This is a genomic window from Methanomassiliicoccus luminyensis B10 (genome assembly GCF_000308215.1).
Taxonomy (GTDB): domain Archaea; phylum Thermoplasmatota; class Thermoplasmata; order Methanomassiliicoccales; family Methanomassiliicoccaceae; genus Methanomassiliicoccus; species Methanomassiliicoccus luminyensis.
Window position 1 is genome coordinate 38309 of the sequence record NZ_CAJE01000020.1, and the last position, 23531, is coordinate 61839.

General features: G+C 61.7%; 14 protein-coding genes. 4 read left to right on the forward strand and 10 right to left on the reverse strand.

Going from position 1 to position 23531, the window contains the following annotated elements; genetic code table 11:
* Nucleotides 1–172: 172 nt before the first annotated feature.
* The 4 genes from gatE to WYS_RS11250 form a co-directional block, all read right to left on the reverse strand.
* The gene (gene gatE / locus WYS_RS11235; protein WP_019178269.1) at nucleotides 173–2044 is read right to left on the reverse strand and encodes a Glu-tRNA(Gln) amidotransferase subunit GatE; all 1872 of its coding nucleotides are present in this window, start codon (nucleotides 2042–2044) and stop codon (nucleotides 173–175) included.
* Complete coding sequence (gatD, locus tag WYS_RS11240; protein ID WP_019178270.1) at nucleotides 2037–3335, reverse strand: Glu-tRNA(Gln) amidotransferase subunit GatD; 1299 nt, start codon at nucleotides 3333–3335, stop codon at nucleotides 2037–2039. Before gatD ends, gatE begins: the two co-directional genes overlap by 8 nt.
* A gap of 131 nt (nucleotides 3336–3466) precedes the next feature.
* Nucleotides 3467–3742, reverse strand: a complete 276-nt coding sequence (locus WYS_RS11245; protein ID WP_019178271.1) for a hypothetical protein — start codon at nucleotides 3740–3742, stop codon at nucleotides 3467–3469.
* Nucleotides 3743–3923: 181 nt separating this feature from the next.
* On the reverse strand, nucleotides 3924–9743 hold the full coding sequence (locus WYS_RS11250; RefSeq protein ID WP_081579966.1) for a right-handed parallel beta-helix repeat-containing protein: 5820 nt from the start codon (nucleotides 9741–9743) through the stop codon (nucleotides 3924–3926).
* 322 nt (nucleotides 9744–10065) lie between these two features.
* Between WYS_RS11250 and hypB the strand changes: the two genes are divergently transcribed.
* From hypB to WYS_RS11265, 3 genes are read left to right on the forward strand one after another with little or no spacing between them, the layout of a single operon-like run.
* Nucleotides 10066–10722 (forward strand): hydrogenase nickel incorporation protein HypB, encoded by a 657-nt coding sequence (gene hypB, locus WYS_RS11255; RefSeq protein WP_019178273.1) that lies wholly within the window; start codon nucleotides 10066–10068, stop codon nucleotides 10720–10722.
* 55 nt (nucleotides 10723–10777) lie between these two features.
* A complete protein-coding gene (gene purD / locus WYS_RS11260) occupies nucleotides 10778–12103 on the forward strand; it encodes a phosphoribosylamine--glycine ligase (RefSeq protein ID WP_019178274.1) in 1326 nt (441 codons plus the stop codon).
* 29 nt (nucleotides 12104–12132) lie between these two features.
* A complete protein-coding gene (locus WYS_RS11265) occupies nucleotides 12133–12750 on the forward strand; it encodes a hypothetical protein (protein WP_019178275.1) in 618 nt (205 codons plus the stop codon).
* Between the two features lie 7 nt (nucleotides 12751–12757).
* Here the strand turns inward: WYS_RS11265 and trxA are convergent, their stop codons facing one another.
* From trxA to WYS_RS11290, 5 genes are all read right to left on the reverse strand, one after another.
* On the reverse strand, nucleotides 12758–13081 hold the full coding sequence (gene trxA, locus WYS_RS11270) for a thioredoxin (RefSeq protein ID WP_019178276.1): 324 nt from the start codon (nucleotides 13079–13081) through the stop codon (nucleotides 12758–12760).
* Nucleotides 13082–13261: 180 nt separating this feature from the next.
* The gene (locus tag WYS_RS11275; protein ID WP_019178277.1) at nucleotides 13262–13963 is read right to left on the reverse strand and encodes a CARDB domain-containing protein; all 702 of its coding nucleotides are present in this window, start codon (nucleotides 13961–13963) and stop codon (nucleotides 13262–13264) included.
* 32 nt (nucleotides 13964–13995) lie between these two features.
* A complete protein-coding gene (locus tag WYS_RS11280; protein WP_081579967.1) occupies nucleotides 13996–20517 on the reverse strand; it encodes a carboxypeptidase regulatory-like domain-containing protein in 6522 nt (2173 codons plus the stop codon).
* A 138-nt stretch (nucleotides 20518–20655) separates the two neighbouring features.
* Complete coding sequence (gene pyrF, locus WYS_RS11285; RefSeq protein ID WP_019178279.1) at nucleotides 20656–21330, reverse strand: orotidine-5'-phosphate decarboxylase; 675 nt, start codon at nucleotides 21328–21330, stop codon at nucleotides 20656–20658.
* Between the two features lie 48 nt (nucleotides 21331–21378).
* Nucleotides 21379–21897 (reverse strand): hypothetical protein, encoded by a 519-nt coding sequence (locus WYS_RS11290; RefSeq protein WP_147654276.1) that lies wholly within the window; start codon nucleotides 21895–21897, stop codon nucleotides 21379–21381.
* A 151-nt stretch (nucleotides 21898–22048) separates the two neighbouring features.
* Between WYS_RS11290 and WYS_RS11295 the strand changes: the two genes are divergently transcribed.
* Nucleotides 22049–23113, forward strand: a complete 1065-nt coding sequence (locus WYS_RS11295) for a radical SAM protein (RefSeq protein WP_019178281.1) — start codon at nucleotides 22049–22051, stop codon at nucleotides 23111–23113.
* On the opposite strand, the gene WYS_RS11300 is transcribed toward WYS_RS11295, so the two are convergent.
* Nucleotides 23100–23528, reverse strand: a complete 429-nt coding sequence (locus WYS_RS11300; RefSeq protein WP_019178282.1) for a NusA-like transcription termination signal-binding factor — start codon at nucleotides 23526–23528, stop codon at nucleotides 23100–23102. The two genes, WYS_RS11295 and WYS_RS11300, sit on opposite strands and share 14 nt — an antisense overlap.
* Nucleotides 23529–23531: the final 3 nt, after the last annotated feature.

Genomic DNA, 23531 nt, shown 5'->3' on the forward strand with positions numbered 1-23531 from the left:
CGCCACCTTCTTCCCCGCACGCGGTGGCCCAGGACGGGCTCCCGCCGTCCTGGGCAGAGAGCTAACTATGGCAACGGAAGCTTGAAAAACATTATTGGCACCGGGAGCGGGGAGAGCGGCCCCCGATGAGGAAAATGTCGGGAAAAGGAAGGAAAACCGTTCCGGGGCGCTGTCAGCTCTGCCCCAGAAGCTTCCGGATCTCCTTCTTGAGCAGCTCGCTGGACGCCTTCCCGTCCAGCTTGCCCCGCAGCTCGGTCATGACCACGCCCATGAGCGGTCCCACCGCGCCCAGCTCCTTCTCCCGGACGAAAGCCTCGCGCTCCTTGACGATGCGCGCCACGACCGCCGAGGCCTCGTCAGCGCTGACCATCGAGAGGCCCAGCTCCTTCACCGCCTCCTCCACCTTCTTGCCCTGGGCGATATGGCGGAGGATGTCCGGCACCGCCTCCTTGGCGAAGTGGCCTTCAGAGAGGGAGAGGAACACCTCGCGGAGAGAGCCTTCGCTGATCTTGGCCAGGTCCACCCCGGTCCTCTCCAGCTCGGGCAGGGTGGACAGGAAGGTACGGGCCGCCGTGGCCGCCAGGTCCTTGGACGTGGCGACCTCCTCGAACAGGTCGTCCCACCCCTCGCGGACGAGCTGGCGGGCCTGCTGCTCATGGACGCCGTAGGTCGAGGCGATGCGGGCGGTGCGGGCCTCCGGCAGCTCCGGGAGCTTGGAGGCGATGCGTTCCAGGCGTCCGGCGTCCAGGGTGATCGGCGGGACATCGGTCTCGGGATACATCCTGGCCGCCCCGGGGAGCGGGCGGGAGTAGGAGCTGGAGCCGTCCGGCTGGGGGTCCCTCGTTTCCTCGGGCACTCCTTCCAGCGCCTCGTTCGCTCTCAGCACCGCCGCGCCCAGCGCGGCCTGGGCCTTCCTGGTATCATCGGCGCACAGCACGAAGGCGTCCTCGGGCCTGATCTCCAAGGCATCGCGGACCTTGTCCACATACTCTTGATCGATGCCGTAGTTGGGCAGCTCGTCCGAATGGAATATGCCGGCCACGCCCTTGGCGCGGGCGCGCTGGGCCATCTCCGCGCCCAGGCGGAGCTTGGCGTCAGGCGAGCGAAGAACGCCGGCGAAGCCCGGAAGGCGCACGCCCAACACCTTGCCGCCCTTCTTCAGGGCGCCGGATATTACCTTGGAGGAGGAAGAGGAGAACATCTCAGTGAGGTCCTTCACCTCCACGGCGGCGGGCGCGGTCCCGCGCTTCAGCAGGATGTCCTTGATCTGCAGCAGCGACCGCTGCCGCTCCACTTCCTTCTCCACGTAGGTAGGAAGAAGGCGGAGTTCCTGCACTCCCTTGATCTCGACCCTGGCCCCCCCGGGAATGGAGATGTTGAGGTCCTCCCTGATGGTTCCGATGCCCCTCTTGACCCGGCGGGTGGCGCGCATTATGGAGCCGAGGCGCAACGCGGCCTCCTTGACCTCCTCCGCGGAGTGGAGCTCGGGGCCGGTGGCGACCTCGATCAGAGGTATGCCCAGGCGATCCAGGCGGTAGGTGACCTCACCGGCCTTGGTGTCGACCTTGCGGGCGGCATCCTCCTCCAGGCAGAAGGTGGGCACCGATATCTTGCGCCCGTTGATCTCGATGAAGCCGTCCATGGCCACCATGGCGGTCCTCTGGAAGCCGGTGGTGTTGGAGCCGTCGATGACGATCTTGCGCATGAAGTGGACCTCGTCGACCGGGCGGGCCTGCATCATGGCGGCGACGGTAAGAACGATGTCCAGGGCGTCGGCGTTGGCGCGGTGGGGCGGTTCCTCGTCGGCATCCACCAGGCAGGAGGACCCCGGAGGCGCCTGATAGCGGAACCTCATCTTCCTCTCCGCCTGCGCGAGCGCGGCGCGGTCTATCTCGCCTAATTCGGACTGCGTGGGCCTCAGCCGCCGGAAGAAGGTCATGCCCTCTTCCTCCACCAGCGCGGTGGCGCAGTCGCAGAACAGCTTCTTGGTGTCGAGCTGCTGGTGTATCTCCAGCCCGCATATCACTTCGTGCTGCTCACTCATCGAGCTCCCTCCTGTCGGATATCTCGCCTCTCAGGTCCGAGCACATCAGCTCCCTCACCTTCTTGCCGTCGTTCGTTTGCCCCAACACCCACATCAGCTTCACGTACGCGGTCTCCGGCAGCATGTCCTCCCCAGGGATGGCGCCGGCGGAAATGAGGTCCCTGCCGGTGTCGTAGACGTTCAAGTTCACCCTCCCGCTCAGGCACTGGGAGGTCATGACCACGGCCGTGCCTCCCTTTACGGCCTTGGCGATGGCCTTCACCATGTCCGAGGACACGTGGCCGAGGCCGGAGCCGGCGAACACCGCTCCCCTGCTCTTCGACAGCACGCCCTCGAACAGGGAGGGGCTCATGCCAGGATAGAACTGCAGCAGCGCGACATTGGTCTCCATCTCCGTCCTCGCCGCTACCTTCCCGGAGGATTTCTTGCGGTATGGGGAGATGGGCACTATGCCACCCTCGAAGTCGACCCTGGCCAGGGGGCGGGAGTTGATGCTGCGGAAGGCGTCCCTTCGAGAGGTGTGCATCTTCCTGACCCTGGTGCCGCGGTGCACCGCCGCGCTGAGGTCCGAGGGCGAGTCGTGCATCAGCGCCACCACTTCTGCGGCGTCAGAGTCGACAATGAATCGCGCCGCCGACAGCAGGTTGGTGTAGGCGTCCGAGGAGGGGCGGTCCGAGGAGCGCTGAGCTCCCACCAGCACCACCGGCCTGGTCAGGTCCTCGAGCATGAACGAGAGCGCCGCGGAAGTGTATCCCAGGGTGTCGGTGCCGTGGGGGATGATGCACCCCTCCGCGCCGGCGTTGATGCGGTCGGCGACCGCCCCCGCCAGCGCCTGCCACCGGTCCACCGACATGTTCTCCGAGAAGATGGAGAACAGCACTTCCGCCTTGACGTCGCATATGTCCGCGATCTCGGGGACCGCGGCCACCAGGTCGCCGGCGGCCAGGGCGGGGTGGACCGCGCCGGTGCGGTAGTCCACGTAGCTCGCTATCGTGCCTCCGGTCCCGAGCACCGCCACCTCCTTCTTGCCTTTCCCCCCGGCCTGGGGGCGGGGCTTCTTCTCCCTCGCCTCGCCCTTGCGGACCACGGATACCTCCGAGGACGGGGTGATCTTGATGCCCACGTTATAGCCGCTCTTCAGCTTGAGGACCACGACGTCGGGATGACTGAACTCATGATGGGGCATCAGGGTGCCGTTGTGCTCGCGGCCCTCGCTCTTGATGTTGAGCAGGTCGCCCTCCGCGGCGCCCAGGCGCTTCAGCAGATCATTGACGTGAGATGAGTAGCTCATTGGAACGCACTGAGCGTGAGATGGCGTTCAACATTTAATTGTTGTTTGTCGTCCCTGGCCGCCGACGTTGAGATGCATGAAGATAGGGAGCAGGACGTTAGTGACGGGAGGGTTTGGAACGCGGCGAGGGCTCAGCCGCGCTTCTCCTTCCTGGTGTGCAGGGATATCGCCAGCGCTCCCAGCGCGCAGAGCGCTATGGTGCCCAATATCACGTATGGCCTGGCGGCGTCGTCCACGTCCCACTCCGATGCCGGCGCCGAGGGATCCTCGTCCGCCTCGTGCCCTTCCGCTCCGGCATCGCCCGAACACAAAAACAGTGATGATACCAGCAACAGGATCAGTGCGGATGCCAATGCCCATTTGACCTTGGCGGCCTTCAGCGCGTCCGCTGGATCACCAGCCATCATATGACCGAACCTCCCCTGGCATCCAGAGCATCGTCAGACGAATGATGCTGTTGTCAGCGGCGGGTATTTAGCCGTTATCAGGAAGAACGAGCGAGAGGGAGTCGATGGCGTTCCAGCTATCACCGGCGCCGCATCCAGAACAAAATAAGGAGGGAAAGAGTTTAGAACCGAGGTGCCAGCCTCAGTTCTGCCGCTTCCTGCTGTACAGGGCCACGCCGAGCACCCCGGCCGCAATGACCACCGCCAGGATGCCGAGGCCTAGCGGGGTGTCGCCGCCAGCCTTCCCCAGGGCCTGCAGGCTCAGGGTCCCCAGGTCCCTGCCCTCGCCCACCGCGGCGGAAAGGTTCTGCGATAAGACCTTGTAGCCGTCCTTGGTGACCGTCAGGGTGTACGTCCCAGAAGCGATCTCATCGAACTCGAAATGGCCGTTCGCGTCGGTGGTGGCCGTCCTTCCATCGCTCAGCTCGACGGTCGCACCGGCGATAGGGCTGCCTCCCTCGTCCTTGATGATCCCACAGATGACGCCCCACAGGTGCGAAACGGAGGAGGTGGCATCCTGCTGCACGGTGCCGATGTCGGAGCCGTCCACCGTTGCGGCGGAGGCGCGGAACAGGAAGAGACCGACGCCGGAGGCGGAGAGGCTGCTGTCTGTGATGGTCGCTCGAGAAGTATCGAGGAAGATGGCGATGTTCAGCACCTGTATCGTGCTGCCGGAGACGTGCACCTCCGAGCCAGCGGCGGAGATGCCGTTCTTTATGGCCAAGGGAAGCGAAGCGTTCCCAAAGGTCCAGAGATTGATCGCCGCCCTCGCTATCGGGCTGTTGTCCATGGAATAGTACGGCACCTTGACCATCTCGTTCGGATCGCTCGGGAGCAGTATATCATCGCCGAAGTAGAGCACCGAGCCGGTCGCGCTGATGGCGGTGACCAGCATCCCGTAGCTGTTGCCGCTCGTGGTCACGGTGGAATCGGTCATGCTGATGCCCACGTGGCTGGTCATCAGGTCATAGATCATTTCCGCGCTGCCCGAGTATAGCAGTACATTGCCGTGCTCCGGGTACCCGAGAAGGGTCATGGCGCTGAAGATCGCGTACATGTCGAACGACGGCGAGTACCCGATCCTGTTGCCGGTTATGCTCACGGTGCTGCCGTCCACCGATATCTCCACCTTGTTCAGCAGGAAGGTGTTGCCGACGATGTTCCCGCTGGCGGTGTTCACGACGCTGATGCCGTCCAGGGCGTTCATGAAGAAGATATTGCCTATCACGTTCCCCAGGTCGGCATCGTTCGCCAGTATCCCGTGCTGGTTCATGATGAACATATTGCCCACGATCAGGGGATCGGCCCCCTCACCAGTGATGAACACTCCGGCGGCGCCATTGCTGGCAAAGCTGCTGTCCAGTATGATCGGCGCGCACCCGTCGATCATGATGCCGTGGCCGAGGTTCGAGTACACCGAGGAACTCCTGATGCTCGCCACCGCAGTGGGGCCGAGGTACAGCTCGACGGCGTAGCCTACCTTGACCGAGTTGAGGTCCAGGGCGCCGTAGACGTCGAAGCCGTAGTAGCCGAGGTACCCTTCGAGGATGCCGCTGTCGCTCCCGAAGGACAGGCCCGCGGCAGTGGTGCCGATGTTCGAGTTAAGCACGTTCAGCGTGCCGGCCTCGTTCACGGTTATGCTTCCGTTATCATTCTCGTAGTTGACGAGGAAGTGCTCCACGCCCTTCAGCGACATGGTCCCGTCGATTATGACATCGCCGCTGAACAGCACGCCGTTGTTCCTGACCATCGCGGACAGATCGATGAACCAGTGCGCCTCCTTTACGTCAGAGGCATACACTCCCCAGCCGAGGTTGTTGTTGATCTCTCCGTTGTACAGGTCGAGGTGCTCGATGAAGAGGACATAGATGCCGTCGCCGTGATTGCTCAGGACGGTATTGTTGCCGATGACGACGTTTGAAGGGTATCCGTCCGAGCCGTCGATGCAAATGCCGTCCCCATTGCTGTTCTCCACGATGTTGCGCTCGATGGCGATGCTATGCGAGAATATGGACCCGCTCGCCTCGATGCCGTCATCGCCGCTGCCGTTGATCTCATTTTCGCATATGGCGATAGTGTCGAGGTAGGCGTCCTCGCCGCCGAGGCGGATCCCGCCGCCCCCATTGCTGCAGATGACGTTGCTGCAAATGGTCAGGTCCCATATGTTGCTGAGTTCAGCCCATATCCCGATGCCGTCATCGCCGCTGTTCATGACGGTGTTGCCCCTTATGAGCAGACCCCCGACGTAAGAACGGTAGGTGAAGGTTTCGTTCGTACCGTAAATATCTACGAATATGCCGCGATCCTGGCTGCCGATGACCTCGTTGCAGGTGATGTTCAGGTAATCGATCCCCGCCAACCATGCGTACACGCGGATGCCTGAACCTACCCCGCCATAATCCTCGACCCCGTTGCTCTCCAGGATGTTGTTCGCGATGACTATCTCGCCGATGATGCTGAAGAAGTAGCTACCGCCTGAGGTATAGCCCGAGATATAGACGGCTATGCCTCCACGGCAGTTGTTCCTGACCTCGTTGCGCTCGATGATCACGCGGTCGGTGCTTTCCCGGCCGAAATTCAGGTCGATGCCGTCATCGCCGTTGTTCTCGATTGCGTTGCTAGCGATCAGGACGCCGTAGAAGGCCCCTCCCGCGCAGACGCCGTCGCCTCCGTTGCCCTCTACGATGTTGTTCACGACGGTGAGGTTCCCTGTATTATCGGCCCAATAAAAGATGCCGGACCCGTAGGCGCAGTCCGCCACGCAGTTGTTCGATACGGTGGCGTTCCCGACACGGCCGCAAGAGACGAAGATGCCTCCGCCATCGTTTGAGTGGAAGTGGTTGGACCCTATGAACACCTCATGGGCGTAGTAGATGGTGAAGAGGATCCCGTTGTAGCCGTTCTCGGTCACGATGTTGCCGGTGGCGGTGACATTGCCTACGGCAAGGTCAACGGAGAGATAAATGCCATAGCCGGCGCTGCCGCCGATGATGTTGTCCAAGACCTTGACATTGTGGATGTCCCCGCTGGACGCGATGTGCATGCCGTCATCGCCGCTGTTCATGACGGTGTTGCTGCGGAAGGTCACGTTCCCGAACTCGCTGCCCTCGAACCATATGCCATGGTTCTCGCTGTTCTCCACCGTGTTGTGCCGGACCGTAACGTTGGTGAAGGTGCCGCCGGCAAACTGGACACCATATCCCTTGCTGTCCCAGATCTTGTTGTCCGCCACGGTGACATTGCCGAAGACGTCGCCTTCGAACCGAATGCCTGCGTTGGAGTTGTTCCAGGCCTGATTGTTCCGGATATCAACGTTACCGACAGTATCGAATTTGAGGCCGATCCCGAACACGGTGTTGTTCCCGACCCTGTTATTCTCGATCGACACGTCGCCGGAGGCGTTCCCGCGGAAGCGGATGCCGGAGCGAGAGTTGTTGCTGGCAGTGTTGTCATGTACGGTGACATTGCCGAAGACGTCGCCTTCGAAGTACACTCCGTCCCCGGTACTGTTCTGGAAGGTGTTGTGCCGGATGATGATGTCGCCGATGCCCTGGGTCTCGTACTGCAAATCAAATATGTCGCCCCCGCCAATGCGGAACCCTGCGCCGCCGTTGCCGTTCAGGGCGTTGTCCTCGATGGCAACGTCCCCGATGCTGCCATTATAGGCAAGGACGAAGATGCCCCCCTCGTCGTTGCCCGTCACGACATTGTCTCTGACCATGACGTCTCCGAGGCCGATCCCGCTGTCGACCCTGATGCCGATCTCGCCGTTGTCCTCGATGACATTGCCCAGCAGGGTGACGTCCCCGATGCGTCCGAAGGTGCTGTAGAAATCTATACCATAGTCGTCGTTCTCGCTCACGGTATTGTGCGCGGCGGTGATGCTGCCTATGTCCAGGTTGGCCTGTAAACAGATGCCCGTATCGGCGTTGCCCCGCACCTTGTTATCCCGGAGGATCACATCGCCGATGGTGCCAGTACTCGTGAAGACTGCTATCCCACAACCGTCGTTGCCGTTGGCGGTGTTCCCATCGATGAGGACATCGCCGAGAACGATGGCAAGAACGCCGATGCCGTCATAGCTGTTGGAGCTGAAATTGTTCCCTGTTATGTTGATGTCTCCGAGAGTGCCGCCCTCGACGTAAAGGCCGGCAAACGAGCCGCCGATGCCGTTGCCGGTGATGATATTGTTCTTAATGATGATTATGCCGTCGAACTCATTCCCGCCCACTTTGATGCCGTTGTAGTGGTTGCCCCGGACCTTGTTGTCCAGGATGGTGACTTTTCCGAAGCCGCCATTGTAGCAGTAGCCTGAACCCCAGTTGCCGAGGCCCGCTTGGATGCCGTCGCCGCCGTTGCCGTCAAGGACATTGCCTGCTATGGTGACGTCCCGGAACCCGTTGTTCCGGTAAGTATTCGGGGCGATCTCTTCGCCGCCGCCGACATATATGCCGTCGTTCCCATTTCTGCTGGCCGTGTTTCCAGTTATGGTCACATTGCCATACCCATAGCCCCAAAAGGCCATGCCCGCGTTGCCGTTGTCGCTGGCGGTGTTCCCGAAGATCTCAATTTTGCTGAAATTGCCGAAGCACCAAATGCCCAGTCCGTTCCAGCCGTTGGCGCTGATGTTGTTGCCGGCAACGGAGATGTTGCCGCAGTAGGTCCCTTCCATGTAGAAGCCAGTGTACTTCTTGATGCCGCCGATGCCGTTGCCGGTCACGATGTTGCCATTGATCGTTACGCTGCCGAACCCGTTGCCGGTGAAAATAACGCCGTTGCCACGGTTGTTTTCGACGATGTTTCCCTCTATGATGACGTCTCCGAAGGCGCCGCCGTTAACTACGGTGCCGTTTCCTACGTTGTTCCAGATATAGTTCCCTGATATGGTGACATCACCCAGGCCGACCGGGGCAAAGATGGTAATGCCGTAGCTGTCAACAGGCGCACCGGTGCTGTTCCAGATCTCGTTGCCGATGACATCGATTCTGTCGAAGCTGCCGGAAGTGGAAAGATAGACCCCCGAAGTGCCGTTCCATACGTAGTTGCCTTCGATGGTGACGCCGCCGAAGTTGTAGGCGAAGATGAACATGCCGATGCCAGTACTGTTACCGACCCGGTTGTCCGATATGATGACATTGCCAACGTCGCTGTTGGCATAGATCCGGATGCCGTAACCGTCGCTGGCCTCTATAATGTTGCCGGCGATGGTGATGTCCCCGAGCGTGCCGCCGGTGCCGTCCATGGATATGGCGTACGGGCCGGACCTCGTGATGGTGTTCTCGCTAACTGCCGCACCGCTGCAGTTGTGCAGGGTGATAGCGCGGAGAACGTACGGGTGCACGGGGTAGGTGCCTGGAGCGGGGGCATCGGGCCCCACGATGGTGTTCCCGCTGACGACCGCATCGTCACAGCTGGACAGCACGATGGCGTATGGGACGTCCATGAACGTGGAGTTGAGCACGCTGATGCCGTCCGAACCCGTCGCGTTGACGGCCGCCGCGGCGGCCCTGAAGTTGGCGAAGCTTATCGATGTTTGGCCGCCGTTGATCCTGATGCCGTCCCAATAGCCAGGGTAAATTACCTTCTCGGAGACGGACCCATCCGGGCCGGAGGTCGGTCTAGGGTTGCCGTCGAAGATGACGGGGTGGCCATCGATGCCGGCCACGACCAGGGTGCCGTTTACGACGATCCCGGCATACTCATCGAACAGTACCGTCACGTCCTGGGGTATCGTCAGGGTAGCTCCGGCCTGAACATACAGCATGCCGGTGATGTTGTAGGTGTCGCCCTCGACCCACATGGTATCGGAGGTTATTGTCCCGGCCTCTTCGTGCGAATCCGCCGCGACGCCCCCCATGCATAGGAGGAACGAGAGCGCGAGCAACGTGGCACACAAGAACACAGTGGTCCGCTTTCCCAGACTAAAACAGTTGAATGAGCACACCGCAGCCGACGAAGTCATTGTTTAGAACCTCCAAAATCATAAATGGATGGACATTTGTCTTTATTTAAATAAGAGAATAGATTTTGACTATTTAATCATATTTCAAGCTTTAAAATCTGATAATATTAACAGAGTGATACCCCCGGAAGGTGGAACCTCCCGGAAATATTGCCGAGCTCGGAAGGAGGGCTCCAAACATGCTTTCGGAGCGTGTGACAGGATGCATTGTACTCGATCTGCTGGTGCATCACAAGTTACGGCCCCGCGCCGCTCCCTCCGTTCGCCCGGGGCGATCGGGAACGGGAAAACGGTTAAGTGGTCGCCCCCGATACATACGCTCGTGCACAAGGTCTCTGATATCAGCATAGAGGCGGACGTGCTGGCCGAGAACCGCAAGCTCGGACAGGACAATCTCCGCCATCTCCGCTCGCACGGGGTGCGGTCCCTCGACGTCATGGGCTCCATAGGTTCCGGGAAGACCCTCCTGATCACCAAGATGGCCGTGGAGATGAAAAAGAAGGGGTTGCGACCAGCGGTGCTGGCCGGTGACGTCACCGGGGAGGATGACTTCAGCCGGTTCCAGGCCGCGGGCATACCCGCGGTCAACGTGAACACCGGGAAGGAGTGCCACCTGGACGCGCATCTGGTCGACCATGCCCTGGACAAGCTGGACCTGGACAGCATCGACTTCCTGTTCATCGAGAACGTCGGCAACCTGGTATGTCCGGCCGACTTCCCTCTGGGGACGGACATGCGCATGGTGGTCATCTCCGTCACGGAGGGCGACGACATGATCCGCAAGCAGCCCCTGATCTTCGTGGATTCGGACATCGCCGTCCTTAACAAGATAGACCTCCTGCCGTACGTGGACATCAACGTCGACCTTCTGGACCGCGACTATTCCAAGGTCAAGAACGGAGCGAAGCTGCACCGCACCAGCGCCAAGACGCTGGAGGGCCTGGACCAGCTGTTCAGGGCGATCGATATCGACCTGTGAGAGCTCCCGCCATCTTTTTTAACCCCTTTCCATTACCATTTCGAAAGGTGCTCCCATGAAAGCGTTGGTAGTTGGAGGCGGCGGGCGCGAGCATGCCATCGCCGCGGCCCTGTCCGAGAGCGGTTCCGATGTGTATTCGGTCATGAAGAACCACAACCCCGGCATCGCCAGGCTGTCCAAGCAGTACAGGCTTGCGCCGGAGACCGACATCCAGAAAGTGGTGGGGACGGCCGTGCAGTGGGGCATAGACCTCGCCGTCATCGGGCCGGAGACCCCGCTGGAGGCGGGACTGGTCGACGCGCTGGACGACGAGGGCATCGGGTGCGTCGGACCGACCAAGGCGGCCGCAAGGCTGGAGACGTCCAAATCCTTCACCCGGGCGCTCATGCGCAAGCACCAGGTCCCCGGCAACATCGGCTTCGCCGCGTTCAGCTCCTTCCCCGAGGCCAGGAGGTACGTCCAGGATACCGACCGCGAGCTCGTGGTCAAGCCCATCGGGTTGACCGGCGGCAAGGGGGTCAAGGTCATGGGGGAGCACCTCAAGACCAAGAAGGAAACGATCGAGTACCTCGAAGAGATCTTCAGCAAGAACATCGGCGGCGGAGGCGTCGTTCTGGAGGAGCGCGCCATCGGCGAGGAGCTGACCCTGATGGCCTTCTGCGACGGAAGGAACGTCATCCCCATGCCCATGGTCCAGGACCACAAGCGCGCCTACGAGGGCGACGTGGGGCCGAACACGGGTGGCATGGGCTCGTACTCCATGGAGGACCACCTGATGCCCTTTGCCACCCCTGCGGACAGGGAGGCGTCGCTGGACATCATGCGCCGGATCGTCAAGGCCATGGGCTCGGAAGGATTTCCGTACCGCGGCATCATGTACGGGCAGTTCATGCTCACGAGCGAGGGACCGAAGGTCATAGAGTTCAACGCCCGCTTCGGCGACCCCGAGGCGATGAACGTGCTGTCCATCATCTCCTCCTCCTTCACCGACATCTGCTCCGGCATCGCCTCCGGGCGGCTTACGGAGAATCGCGTTTCCTTCGAGAAGAAGGCCACCGTATGCAAGTACGTCGTGCCCGCAGGCTACGGCACCGAACCCCAGGCGGGCAAGGAGGTCAGGGTCGACGAGAAGGCGGTGGCCTCGGAGGGAGCGAAGCTCTACTATGCCATGGTCAACGAGGAGAACGGGAAGATCGTCACCACCACCTCGCGCGCTGTCGGCGTTGTAGGCATCGCCGACGACCTGGACTCCGCCGAGAAGGCGTGCGAGAGGGCTCTGGAGCATGTTCAAGGCGAGGCCATCTACGTGCGCCACGACATCGGCAGGCCGGAAGTTGTCCGCAAGAGAGTGGAGCACATGATGCAGGTGAGAAAAAGGTAGAAGTACACCCCACCCTTTCCATGTAGCTCATGAAGAACCTGGAAGACATCGCGAACCGCATCGAGTCCCGATTGGAAGAGAAGGACCAGGTCCGCGAGGTCGCCATCAAGTCCTCCCGGGCCATCAACCGCCTCTCGGGGAGCATCGTCCACGCCATCCACAAGGGAGAGGACGTCAGGGCGATGATGCACGAGGCGCTCGACGAAACGCACCGTCTGAGATCGCTGCTGGAGGACTACCCCGAGATCTGGGAGTCCGGGCTGGTGGAGGGGGCGCTCCAGGAGCTGGCCGAGGCGGCCATTCTTCTCGCTTTGATAAAGGATGAGGCGTTCCCGGACCCCGACGAGATGGGCATTCCGGGCGCGGCGTACCTTCTCGGCCTCGCCGACGCCGTGGGCGAACTCAGGAGGTTCGTGCTGGAGAAGCTTCGCGAGGGCGACATCGAGCAGGCCAGGAAGCACCTCGACCTCATGGAGGATATGTTCCTGGTGCTCATGCGCTTCGACTACCCGGACGCCCTGGTGCCGATACGCCGCAAGCAGGACGTGGCCCGCTCCCTGCTGGAGAAGACCAGGGGCGACGTGGCCGTCGCCGTCAACTCCGCGCGCCTGCAGGCGAAGATCGACGAGCTGTCCCGGAAGCTCTGAGCCTGGCTCAGAAGTGCTTCTTCATCTTGGCCTCGATATCCTCACGGGGCACCAGGCCGACGCTCTGGTCCACCAGCTCCCCGTTCTTGAAGAACAGCAGGGTAGGGATGGCCATGACCTTGAACTGCTGGGCCGCCTTCTGGTTCTGGTCCACGTTGAGCTTGCCGAATGACACTTTTCCCTTGTAGTCGTCGGCCAGCTTGTCGATCACCGGGCCCATCATGCGGCAGGGGCCGCACCACGCGGCCCAGCAATCCACTATCAGGTTGGAGTTGTCCTTCTTGACGGCATCGAAACTGTCCTGGGTGACCTCTATCACGTTATCGGCCATATGTATCGTCCGCAACTATCAACCTAAGACTATTTGTTGATTATTCCTGAAAGAGCGGCTCCAGAGCATGCTTCAGGCGGCGGGGACCTGAGGATAGGGGGAAGAAGCGGGCGAACGATGGAATAGATATGGAAAAATGGGAGAAAGGGAGGCATGAGCCTCGTTCCCTCGGGTTTGGCTTCACCTTCTCTTCCGGTTCTTCCTGCCCCCGTAGGTCAGGATCAGGATGAAGACCGTCAGGCCCAGGACCAAGGCCAGCACCAGGTTGATGATGCCCCACCCGGAGTCGCCGATGTAGAACTTGCCGGTGTACTCGAGGGACCCGTCGGCGAAGCTCAGGAACTGGAACTTCTTATCGGGATCGATGACCACCTTGAAGGTGTGCTCCCCCTTCGACAGGTCAGAGGGGGCCCAGCGGTACGTGACCTCCTTGGTGGAGTTCGCATCGATGTCGAAGGTGGTGGCGTTGACCATGGTGCCGTCGACGTAGAACTGCACCGGGACGCCCTTGAGGGTCAGGTTCCCGGAGTTCTTGACGGTCGCCGAGATCACCACCGGCTCCACCACGTGGATGACGTACTTGGCGGTGGTGTTGTCCGTCCCGTTGCTCAGCTTCACCGTAACGGTCATGTCCCCCGTGGTGGCGGGAGCGATGACCGTCAGGGTGAAATTGTCATCGGAGATGGGGCCGTTCTTGGACGGTGTCACCGAGCCCTTGTCGGCGGTGGCAGTGTAGTTGTAGCTGCCTTCGGGGCTGCCGTCGCCCACGTTCACGATGACCTTCCCCGTCCCGCCAGTGGGCAGGTACTGGACGCTCCCGTCGAAGTTTATCTTGTAGGCAACGTCCCCCGCTGCCGCCGGCAGGGCCGCGAAGGTTGCCATCAATAGCAGCGAGGCGATCGCTGCGGCCGATATCACCGCTTTCTTCTGCGTCCAAACACCCCCTTGTTAACTCTAAGGATGACCACGCTGGCGAGTGCGAGCACGATCAGCGCGATCAGGAGCCAGGTGGTCCCGGTCATGCCCGGCATGATCATGCTCGCCCCGCGGCCGGAAGCGGTCAGTTTGTCGTCGGCCACGCTCAGGTCGGCATCGTTCAGGGCCAGGCTGGCCGTGGCGGGGGTCCCGCCGTGGTTCTTGCTCTGGGCCGTCACATTCAGCACGATGTCGGCGGTGAAGGCGGACGAGTTGGTCCGGGTCAGGGTCACCGACACCGTCTGGGAGGCGCCTGCGGCTATGGTCAGGTTCTGAGTATGCTTGCTGGTCCCGGTTATTGTGGCGTTCCAGCCGTCCCTCCTCAGGTCATCGGGGTTGGTCAGGCTGAACACGAAGATGTCACTGGAGGTCCCGGTGTTCTTCACCAGCACTTTGTAGGTCACGGTGGACCCATCGGTGCTGGGCGCGGAGGGCTGGCTGACGACGACGCTGTACGTGGGAGTGATGTCCACATCCACGCTGACCGTTCCCTGGCTCCCGGTGCGGTTCGTCGACTTGGCGACTATCTTTATGGGGGAGTGGGAGACCTTGGCGTCCGCCGGGGCGGTTATGGTCACTTGGACCGTTTGCCCGGTCCCGGTGCCCCAGGGCAGTGAAACGGTCTTCTGCGAGAACTCCACGCCCCAGTCGGAGGTGGTGCTAAGCTCGTAGGTGTCGTTGACGTTGCCGCGGTTGTATATGGTAACGTTATACACGACGCTCTCGCCGGGGGCGATGGTCGGTATCGAGTTCGCCTCGCTCCAGACCAGCTCCACCACGGCGCTGTCCACCAGCTCCAAGGCCGTGTCCTTGGCGGGGACAGCGGTGCCGTTCACCTCAAGGTCGAAGGACCTGGCGTAGGTCATGTTCACCGGACCGGGATGGTTCTCCGCCACCACGACCTTGGCGGTGACGTTGTAGTAGCCCCGGGGCAGGAACACGGAGTAATCACCGTTCGCGTCGGTGGTGGTCCTGACCATGGCGTTGTCGGCGAAGGTTATGGTGGCGCCGGACTTGGCCTCGCCGCCGATGGTCACGTGGCCGCTGACCTCGGTCCCGGCCGCCAGCGTCACGCTCAGGGTGTTGCCCACGTCGGGCTTCACGTCGACGATGCCCAGGTACACGTTCCCGGAGGCGTCATGGGCGTACACGCTGTATACGCCGGGAGCCAGGGAGACGGAGCTGGGCGACGAGCCGACGGTGTGATCGATGGCGGTGTCCGACAGGCCGATGAACTGCCAGGTGACGTCGGAAACGGCCCCGTTGGCGGTCAGGCTCACGGTGGAGTTGTTGAGATCCCTGAGAAGCTCAAAGTCCTCTATCTCCTCGGCGTCGACCGTCACCGGCATGCTGGAGTTATAATACCTGACGTACCGGGCGCTGCCGTCCTCCAGGGTGGCCTTGGTGGTGTATTCGGCCGAGACGGTGTAGTCGCCGGCCGGCAGGTACACGCTGAAGATGCCGCGCGAGCTGGCCGTCACCGGCAGGACCGCCGGGCCGTAGGTTATGTTCACGGCCGCGGGGATCGAGAGGTCCTCGCCGTCGTGCTGCAGCTGGCCGCGCAGGTTATGGGCAACCTTTGCCTCCAGATCGCCCAGGTCGTTGAGGCCCGGGGCTACGATCACAGAGCCGAGGTAGACGTAGTGGTCATCCTCGTCGGTCAGGTCGATATATATCGTGTAGGTGCCTGGCTTCAGGTACAGCGGGAGGTCGTTGACCCCCACGGTCCTGTTCTCCGGACCGATGATGCGGATCGTGGAGTCCGAATCATACGTGCTGGGACCGGTGATGTCCAGAACGACCTTGTGCTGCACGGCGGCTTCTATGTCAAGGGCGTCGGGGTCCCTGGAGATGGGCACGGTCAGGGTGCTGTTGTAGTAGTACCTCGAGGAGTCGTCACCTGAGGAAATGTTCTGGTCGATCACTACCCAATAGGTCCCCGGTTCCAGGGACGCGATGAACCTGCCTGAGGCATCGGTGATCGCGCTGTCCTCCTGGCCGCTGCTGCCGGTGGGCTTGAAGTTCACCGTCACGCCGCCTATGGAGATGCCGTCCTCGTCAGTGACCGTACCGGTCACCTCGCGGTCCTCCGCCTCCAAGGCGATGCTAACACCGGTGCCGGCGTCGCCCTGCCAGGTAGAGTAGCCCTCTATAGTGGCGTTGATTATGTAGGAGCCAGCGGGAACGGAGATGTTGTAGTTGCCGTTGGAGCCGGTGACGAAGCGCACCTTCTCCCCGGGCTCATCGGAGTTCCATATGCTCAGCAGGACGCCGGATATGCCGGACTCCCCGCTGTCCTGTTCGCCGTCCCCGTCGAGGTCCCTGAAGACCTTGCCGGTGAGATACACGGAATCGCCCAGGGCGATGTCCGTGGTGGCGTCGGCGAGGATCTGGACGTCGCTGGCCCAGTAGGACCTGCCCCCTCCGGACGCATACATGAAGTAGGTGCCGGTTGGCACTATCACGTTATACTCGCCCTTCGCATTGGCGACGGCCTTGACATAGGAGCCGTCAGGGAGGGTATAGACCACGATGGCGCCGCTGACGGCGCTCTCGTTGGTGTCCTGTTCGCCGTCCCCGTCGAGATCCTTGAAGACCGTGCCGGAGAGCACGGCCGCAGGGCCCAGCTCGATGTTCAGTGGCGGGACGGTGTCGGCATCACCGGTGCTGAAAGATTCCAGTGCGGCGCACTTGTTCCCGTCGCCGTCGACGGTCAGGACGTACACGCTGTACTCCCCACGGGGCAGGGATACCAGGTACCCGCCGCTGGCGTTCGTCATTACGGAGATCTCCCTCTGCTCGGAGCGGAAGACCACCGACACGTTAGCCTGCGGGACCCCGCCGATGGTCACGGTCCCGGAGACGGTGGTCGCCTGGACCAGCTTGAGGTCCTGGGTAGCGGACTGCCCCTGGGTCAGGGTGATGCTCTGGGTGCCCACGCTCAGGCTCGAGTCCGTGGTGGTAAGGGTGTAGTCGCCGGGCAGCAGGTTCGAGAAGGTGTACTTCCCGCTACTGTCGCTGGTGGCGTAGTACTTGTTGCCGTTGACCTTGTCCACCAGGGTCAGGCCCACCCCGCCGGCGGCGCTCCCTGATTGGAGCTTTATGGTGCCGGTTAGCGAGGCGGGCATGATGGCGATGCTGCGATTGGAGTTTCCGGACGCGGTCAGCGTGACCGTGGTCTCCCCCAGCCTATGGCCGTTGTAGGTGGCGTAGAGGACCTGTGAGCTGCCAGCCAGGCCGAGGATCCGGTAGGATCCCGTCGTGGAGGTGGTCACGGTCTCGTTGAACCCGGTGGAGGGGTTCGTCAGGGTCACCTGGGCGTCGCTGATGAGCTCGTCGGTCCCGGCGTCGTAGCGGCCGTTGCCGTTGTTGTCATAGAATACGCTGCCGGTGACGAGGGCCGCCGAGAGGGTGATGTCGCCGTCGAAGTGGTAGGGCTCCTCTCTCATGGCCTGAGCGTAGGTGACGTACAGGTCCACGCGGTCGAGCTCGGAGGCGATCTTGGTCGCATTGTTCAGGGTGCCAGAGGAATAGACCACGCTGACGTTGCCGAAGGGGAGGATCGCACTGTAGCGACCCTCCGAGTCGGTCTTGACGACCTGGTGGGGTATGCCGTACTCGTCCAGCACGGTGACGTAGATGTCGGCGTAGGGCGTGCCGTCAGTGGCGCGCGCGACGCCTTCCATGATCGCTCCGTCATAGTACTGCATGAACACCACGCCGGACTGCAGGGCCGAGACGGACATGTCCACGGTCCCTTCCGCACCGGCTTCGATCTGCTCTTGCAGGTACAGCGCTTCCTCCCACGACACCGCCTTCCAGGCGTCGGAGTGGTTGGTCGCGTCGGTGTAGGGGTTGTAGTACGCGGTGCGGTAGACCTGCTTGAAGTGAGTCAGGTTGTACCCGGGCATGGCGCCGTACGACGCCATCTGGTTGTAGCCTGGGAAGCTTTGCATGTTGGTCGACCCGATGTCCGCCGGGCTCAGGCCCATGAAGGAGCAGTATAGCATGGAGTTGTAGAACGCCTCCTTGTACACGATGGTGTAGGTTATGATCGGATAATCACTCGCCGTGAGGTCCGATATCCGCTTGGTCTCGTAATTCTGAGTGACCGCCAGGATCTCGTAGTAATCGGTCGGCGCGTTGGTGGTCGAATCGATCACGCGGTCGGACAGCTTGGCCGGGGCATAGAAGATGGTCTGAGAGGTCGCGCTCCAGGGGAACAGGCGGCCGTCCACGGCGAAGTAGCCGATGTCGATGCCGGTAGCTGCCCTCAGCTGGTTGTATATCTCGACCATATCCTCCAGCCCTACCTTCTGCAGCTCGATCCTCGCCGCGGCATACTTGGCGTTGTTGGCGCTGAGCTCGGAGTCATAGGCCCCGTAGATCAGGGGGTTGTTCTTGACCTCGTCCACGTAGTTCTGGGGGTTGTTCATTATGTCCTCCAGCTTCACTACGTCCACGCCGCCGTCCTGAAGGATCTGGCGGGTGGCGTCGGTGAACTTGGCCTTTTCCAGGACCCTGACTATGAACAGGGCCACCGCGTCGCTCTCGTTCTGCGAAGTGATGAACGAACCGGCGTACTCGTAGCCGTTCTGGAAGTTATCCGCGACGGTGGGATGCTGCCCTTCCTGTATCGCCTCGAACCCGTAGTCCCACCACGATAGGAAGGCCGGGCGGTCCTCCAGGTCCGCTATATCGGCGTCCTGCGTCTTGAACCATGACCAGGCAGTGGGCCAGTACGTGTTCGGCATGGGCAGGGAGTACCCGAAGGCCCCGAAGTACCAGTAGGTGCCGTTCTGGACATCGTACCCGTCAGGGCGAAGGAAGGACGGCATGGCCTCGTACACTTCCCTGTCGTAGTCGGTCTTGGTCTGCGAAGGGATGCCCGCGTCCAGGGCCGTCCATACGTTGGGCAGGACGATCAGGAACGCCAGGAACAGCGCGACGGCCACGTGTTTGAGCTTGAAGGCCTTCCGGAGGGTGCTCTTGGGATTGGACCAGAAGCCGGCCCACAGCCGGGGCACTTCGCTGAACTTTACCTTGCTGATGAGCAGCGCGAGGATCCATCCCGCGGCCATGGCGAAGGCCGGGGAGGCGTTGAACACGAACCTGCCCGCGGAAGCGGCCATGTACATGCTGACGGCCATCCACACCACGATGAACACGAGGTAGGGGGACTGGTCCTTGGGTATCTTGATCGCGGCCCACACCAGACCAATTATGGCGAGCCAGAACGACACCACCCCGAAGCTGAAGACCAGGGTGGAGAACTCCGGCGCGGACGCCTCATCGATGGTGGAGTACAGCTTGCTCTTGACCAGGTAGCCCTGCCCGGAGATGATGGCCTCGAACAGGTTGGGGGCGATGAAGAACACGCCGACCAGGGCGACGGCCACTATGGCGACCAGGATGGGTATGGTCAAGGTCCAGGGATAGTCCCTGGTGACGGTGAAGAACCCGCCGATGAACATGGAGCCCAGGAACAGGTAGAACGGAACGTCGAACCACTGGCTCCAGTAGCTGAGCTGCCAGTACAGCGGGGCCGCCAGCACGAACGCGGTCAGGAGCATGATCCCCACGATGAAGAACTCGCCCATGGAGTCCGCGTTGCGGAAGCGGTTGATGACGACCTGGACCAGGAAGTATACCAGTATGATTACCAGTATGTAGGTGTACCCGGTCCATGCCATGGCCACTGTGGCTATGCACACGCCGCCCAGGGCCGAGTATATTAGTGATCTTTGATTCTGTTGGAAATAGGACCTGATGCCTGTACGTATGGAGTCCGTCTTCTTCCACGAGGAGACCCATTTCGTCCCTTTCATGGACTGCAGGGCCTTCATCAAGAAGTACAGGGCGAACACCACGAAGAACAGGATGAAAGCGTCGTGGTCGGCGTTGGCGAACACGCTGCGGCTGATGTGACCGGGCATGAACGCGAACAGCAGCGCGGCTAGTATGCCGGCGCGGTTGCCGAAGGCGCCCCTGGTGATCAGGTAGACGGGGATGCAGGTGAGGGAACCCCAGATGGCAGAGGAGGCCAGCAGGGAGTATCCCGCGGCGTCGGAGATGGCCATACCGGAGATGCCGGACAGTACCTGGCTGCCTATGGCTACGGACCAATCGAACATCGGCGGACGGGCGTTCCTCATCCCGAAGGGATAGTTGAGCGCGGGGTCCTGAACGAGGTGGGAGCCTTCTGAGTTGACGTAGTCGATGACGCGCTGATGATAATATGAGTCTGAACCGCCAGCGACCAAAAAGCCATTGTCCACCGCGGTGGAGAATCCGAAGTAGCTACGCACGAATAATGCGAGCAAAACGATAGCTACCAGGATGAGGACAGTGCTCCAATTCCTCCCCAGCCAAGTATCCTTGGGACCAGAGCGGGAGCTACCTCTTACAGGCTTTAGTTCCCTCAGGGATCGGCCCAACGACCTACCCTCATTCGATTCCATTTATTAGGTCTCCTAAGAGAATCGCCCAACAATTACGGGCCCAATATAAATAGTCTATCCTAGGAAATCCTGGGCCTGACGTTCTCGGCAGGTATTGCTGGAGGTCAGAAAAAACCTCCTCGGCGGACCCTTTTTGCACTAAAGAGGCGGGGAGATTTCTCCTCGGGGAGAGAGGGCGTGGGCGATCTCCGCGGCCAACCGCTCCGCGGCGCCCCGGGGGTCCCTGTCACCGTAGATGGAACGGCCCACGATGACGTAGTCCGCACCCATAGCGATGGCGTCCGAGGCGCTGCCGCCCTGTGCCCCCACTCCGGGGGACAGGATGAGCAGATCGCCCACGATGGACCTGATCTTCCTTATCCGCTCGGGCCGGGTGGCCGGGGCGATGACCCCCGCCGCGCCGCAGTCCACGGCCATCTGGGCGAACCGCTCGGCGTGGGGGGCGGTGAACTCCTGCCCCCCCGGATGGGACATCTCGGTGACCACGAACACCTGGCGGTCCCCGGCGGCCTGCACCGCCGCCTGCAGGGAGTCGGTCCCAGTGAAGGCATGCACGATGACCGCGGAAGCTCCTCTTCCGACCGCCTGCTCCACGATGAGGCGGGCGGTGTTGGGGATGTCCGCGATCTTGAAGTCGCAGATGACCTCGGAGTACCGGGAAAGCTTGGTGATCATCTCGGGGGAGGATGACAGGACCAGGGGCCAATTTATCTTGATGGCGTCCACCAGTCCGCCCACGTCCTCCGCCACTTTCAGCGCCTTGGCCTCGTCCGTCTCGTCCAGGGCCAGGACCATCCGGGTCTTCTTCCTCAAATCAGTGCACCGGGACGAGGATGGCCCTTTCCGATATAATAGTGTAGCTCAGTGCATGCGGGAGACCATGAGCCTGGCCATGGAGATCAGCCAGGAATCGGATACGACGCTGTCCTTGGCATGGGAGAGGAGTATGAGCCCGAACACGTTCCGCTCGGCGAAGAGCACCGCGCGGAGCCTGCGGGACGGCTGACCAGGCACTTCCACCATAGCTCCCATGTCCCCCACCTGCAGTTTGGAGAGGTTCAGGAAGCCCAAGCTCTTCAAGGTGCCCACGAACACGCCGGAGGCGGTGGGGGCGTCCTTGTACACCACGGTCTCGAAGGATACGATGGCCTTCTCCAACCCTCCCTCCTCGATGCAGAAACGGGCGCTCGCGTAGTCCCTCTGCCCGAACCGGGGCTGGTTCATCACACTGACCCTCTTCTCGACCCATCTGGTGGGGATGTCCTCGGTCCTGATGCACATCAGCTTGGCAGGGGTGGTTATCACCCTCTCCCCGTCCATCGTCGAAAATGAGTTACCTTCCACTAAGAAGGTCTCCGAATCGCCCGCTCTGATCGACACGTTTCCCACTTCCTCCGCGATTTAATTTGAGCCGCTTGTATTTAATCTTTTCAATCGTCCTATCGAACGCGCCTGTTCTTAACGGTCGTAAGAAATGCCGGCCCCCAAGCGAAGGGAAGGTTTATAGCGTGAGGCGGCCTCCTTCGGCCAGATGAGGGTCGAGGATATGGAGGCGGGCTCCGCGTACACCGGCCGCCTGCCCAGGGGGTGCGTGCTGTGCCGGAAAGGGGCCAAAATGGTGCTCCTGGTGTCCGGCCGGTGCTCCACCGGCTGCTTCTACTGCCCCCTGTCCCTGGAGAAGAAGGGCAAGGACGTCCTGTACGCCAACGAGCTGAAGGCGTCCGGCGATGAGGCGGTGCTCAAGGAGGCGGAGATGATCGGGGCCGAGGGCACCGGCATAACCGGAGGGGACCCTGCAGCGTGCCTCGACCGCACCGTCCATTATATCCGGCTGCTCAAGGAGCGCTTCGGGAAGAGGCACCATATCCACCTGTATACCTCGTCCCTCGACACCAAGGCGTTCACGGCCTTGGAGGAGGCGGGCCTCGACGAGTTAAGGATCCACCCGGCCGCGGAGATGTGGACCCGGATGGAAGGGACCGATATCGCATCCTTCGTCAAGAGGACCAAGATGAAGGTGGGGTTCGAGGTGCCCGCGCTCCCGGACAAGGAAGCGGAGCTGGCGGCGCTGATCGCGTACGCCCGGGACGCCGGCCTCGATTTCGTCAACCTCAACGAGCTGGAGTTCTCGGAAGGCAACTGGGACCGGCTGAGCGAGAAAGGGTATGAGGTCAAGGACGACATCTCCAGCGCGGTGAGGGGGAGCGATGAGACGGCCCTCCGCCTGGTCGCTTCGAGCCATGGCATTCCGGTGCACTATTGCTCATCGAGCTTCAAGGACGCCGTGCAGCTGCGCAAGAGGATCAAGCGCCGAGCTCAGCGCGTGGCGCTGCCGTCCGATGTCATCACCGCCGAGGGCACGCTGCTCAAGGGAGTGGTGGAGGGGCCGTCGGAGGAGATCATGGCCCTGCTGCGCAGCGAGCATGACGTGCCGGACGAACTTATGAGAATAGATAAAGAAAAGAAAAGGGTGGAGGTGGCGCCGTGGGTCCTGGAGGAGATCGCTCCCCTCCTCCCCTACGACTCCTTCCTGGTGGAGGAGTACCCCACCGCCGATAGGCTCGAGGTCGAGCGCGAGCCGCTCAGGCCACGCTGATGCTCTGGACGTTGTGGTGCCGATTCACGATGTCCCTGGCGATCTTGAGGTTGCGCCCGTTCTTGCCGATGGCGCGCCCCTTGACCTTGGGGTCCACCGTTACGGTGGCATGGACGACGTTCCCCCGGTTCTCGATGACCACGTTCTGCACGTTGTAGTTGTAGAACACGTTCCGGATGAACTTTTCGGGCTCGTCCGAGTACTCGATGACCTGGATGTTCTTGCCGGTCTGGTTCTTCAGGCGGATGACGTTCTCCCCGCCCTTGCCCACGGCCCGGTTGGCCTGGCCAGGCTCTACCACGAACACCAGCTTCTCTTCGGTCTCCATGCAGTCCTTCACCCTGGTCTTGGTCACCTGCTCGAACAGGTTGATGTACCTCAGGGTATCCTCAGTGAAAGTGATTTCCGCTGGCATGAT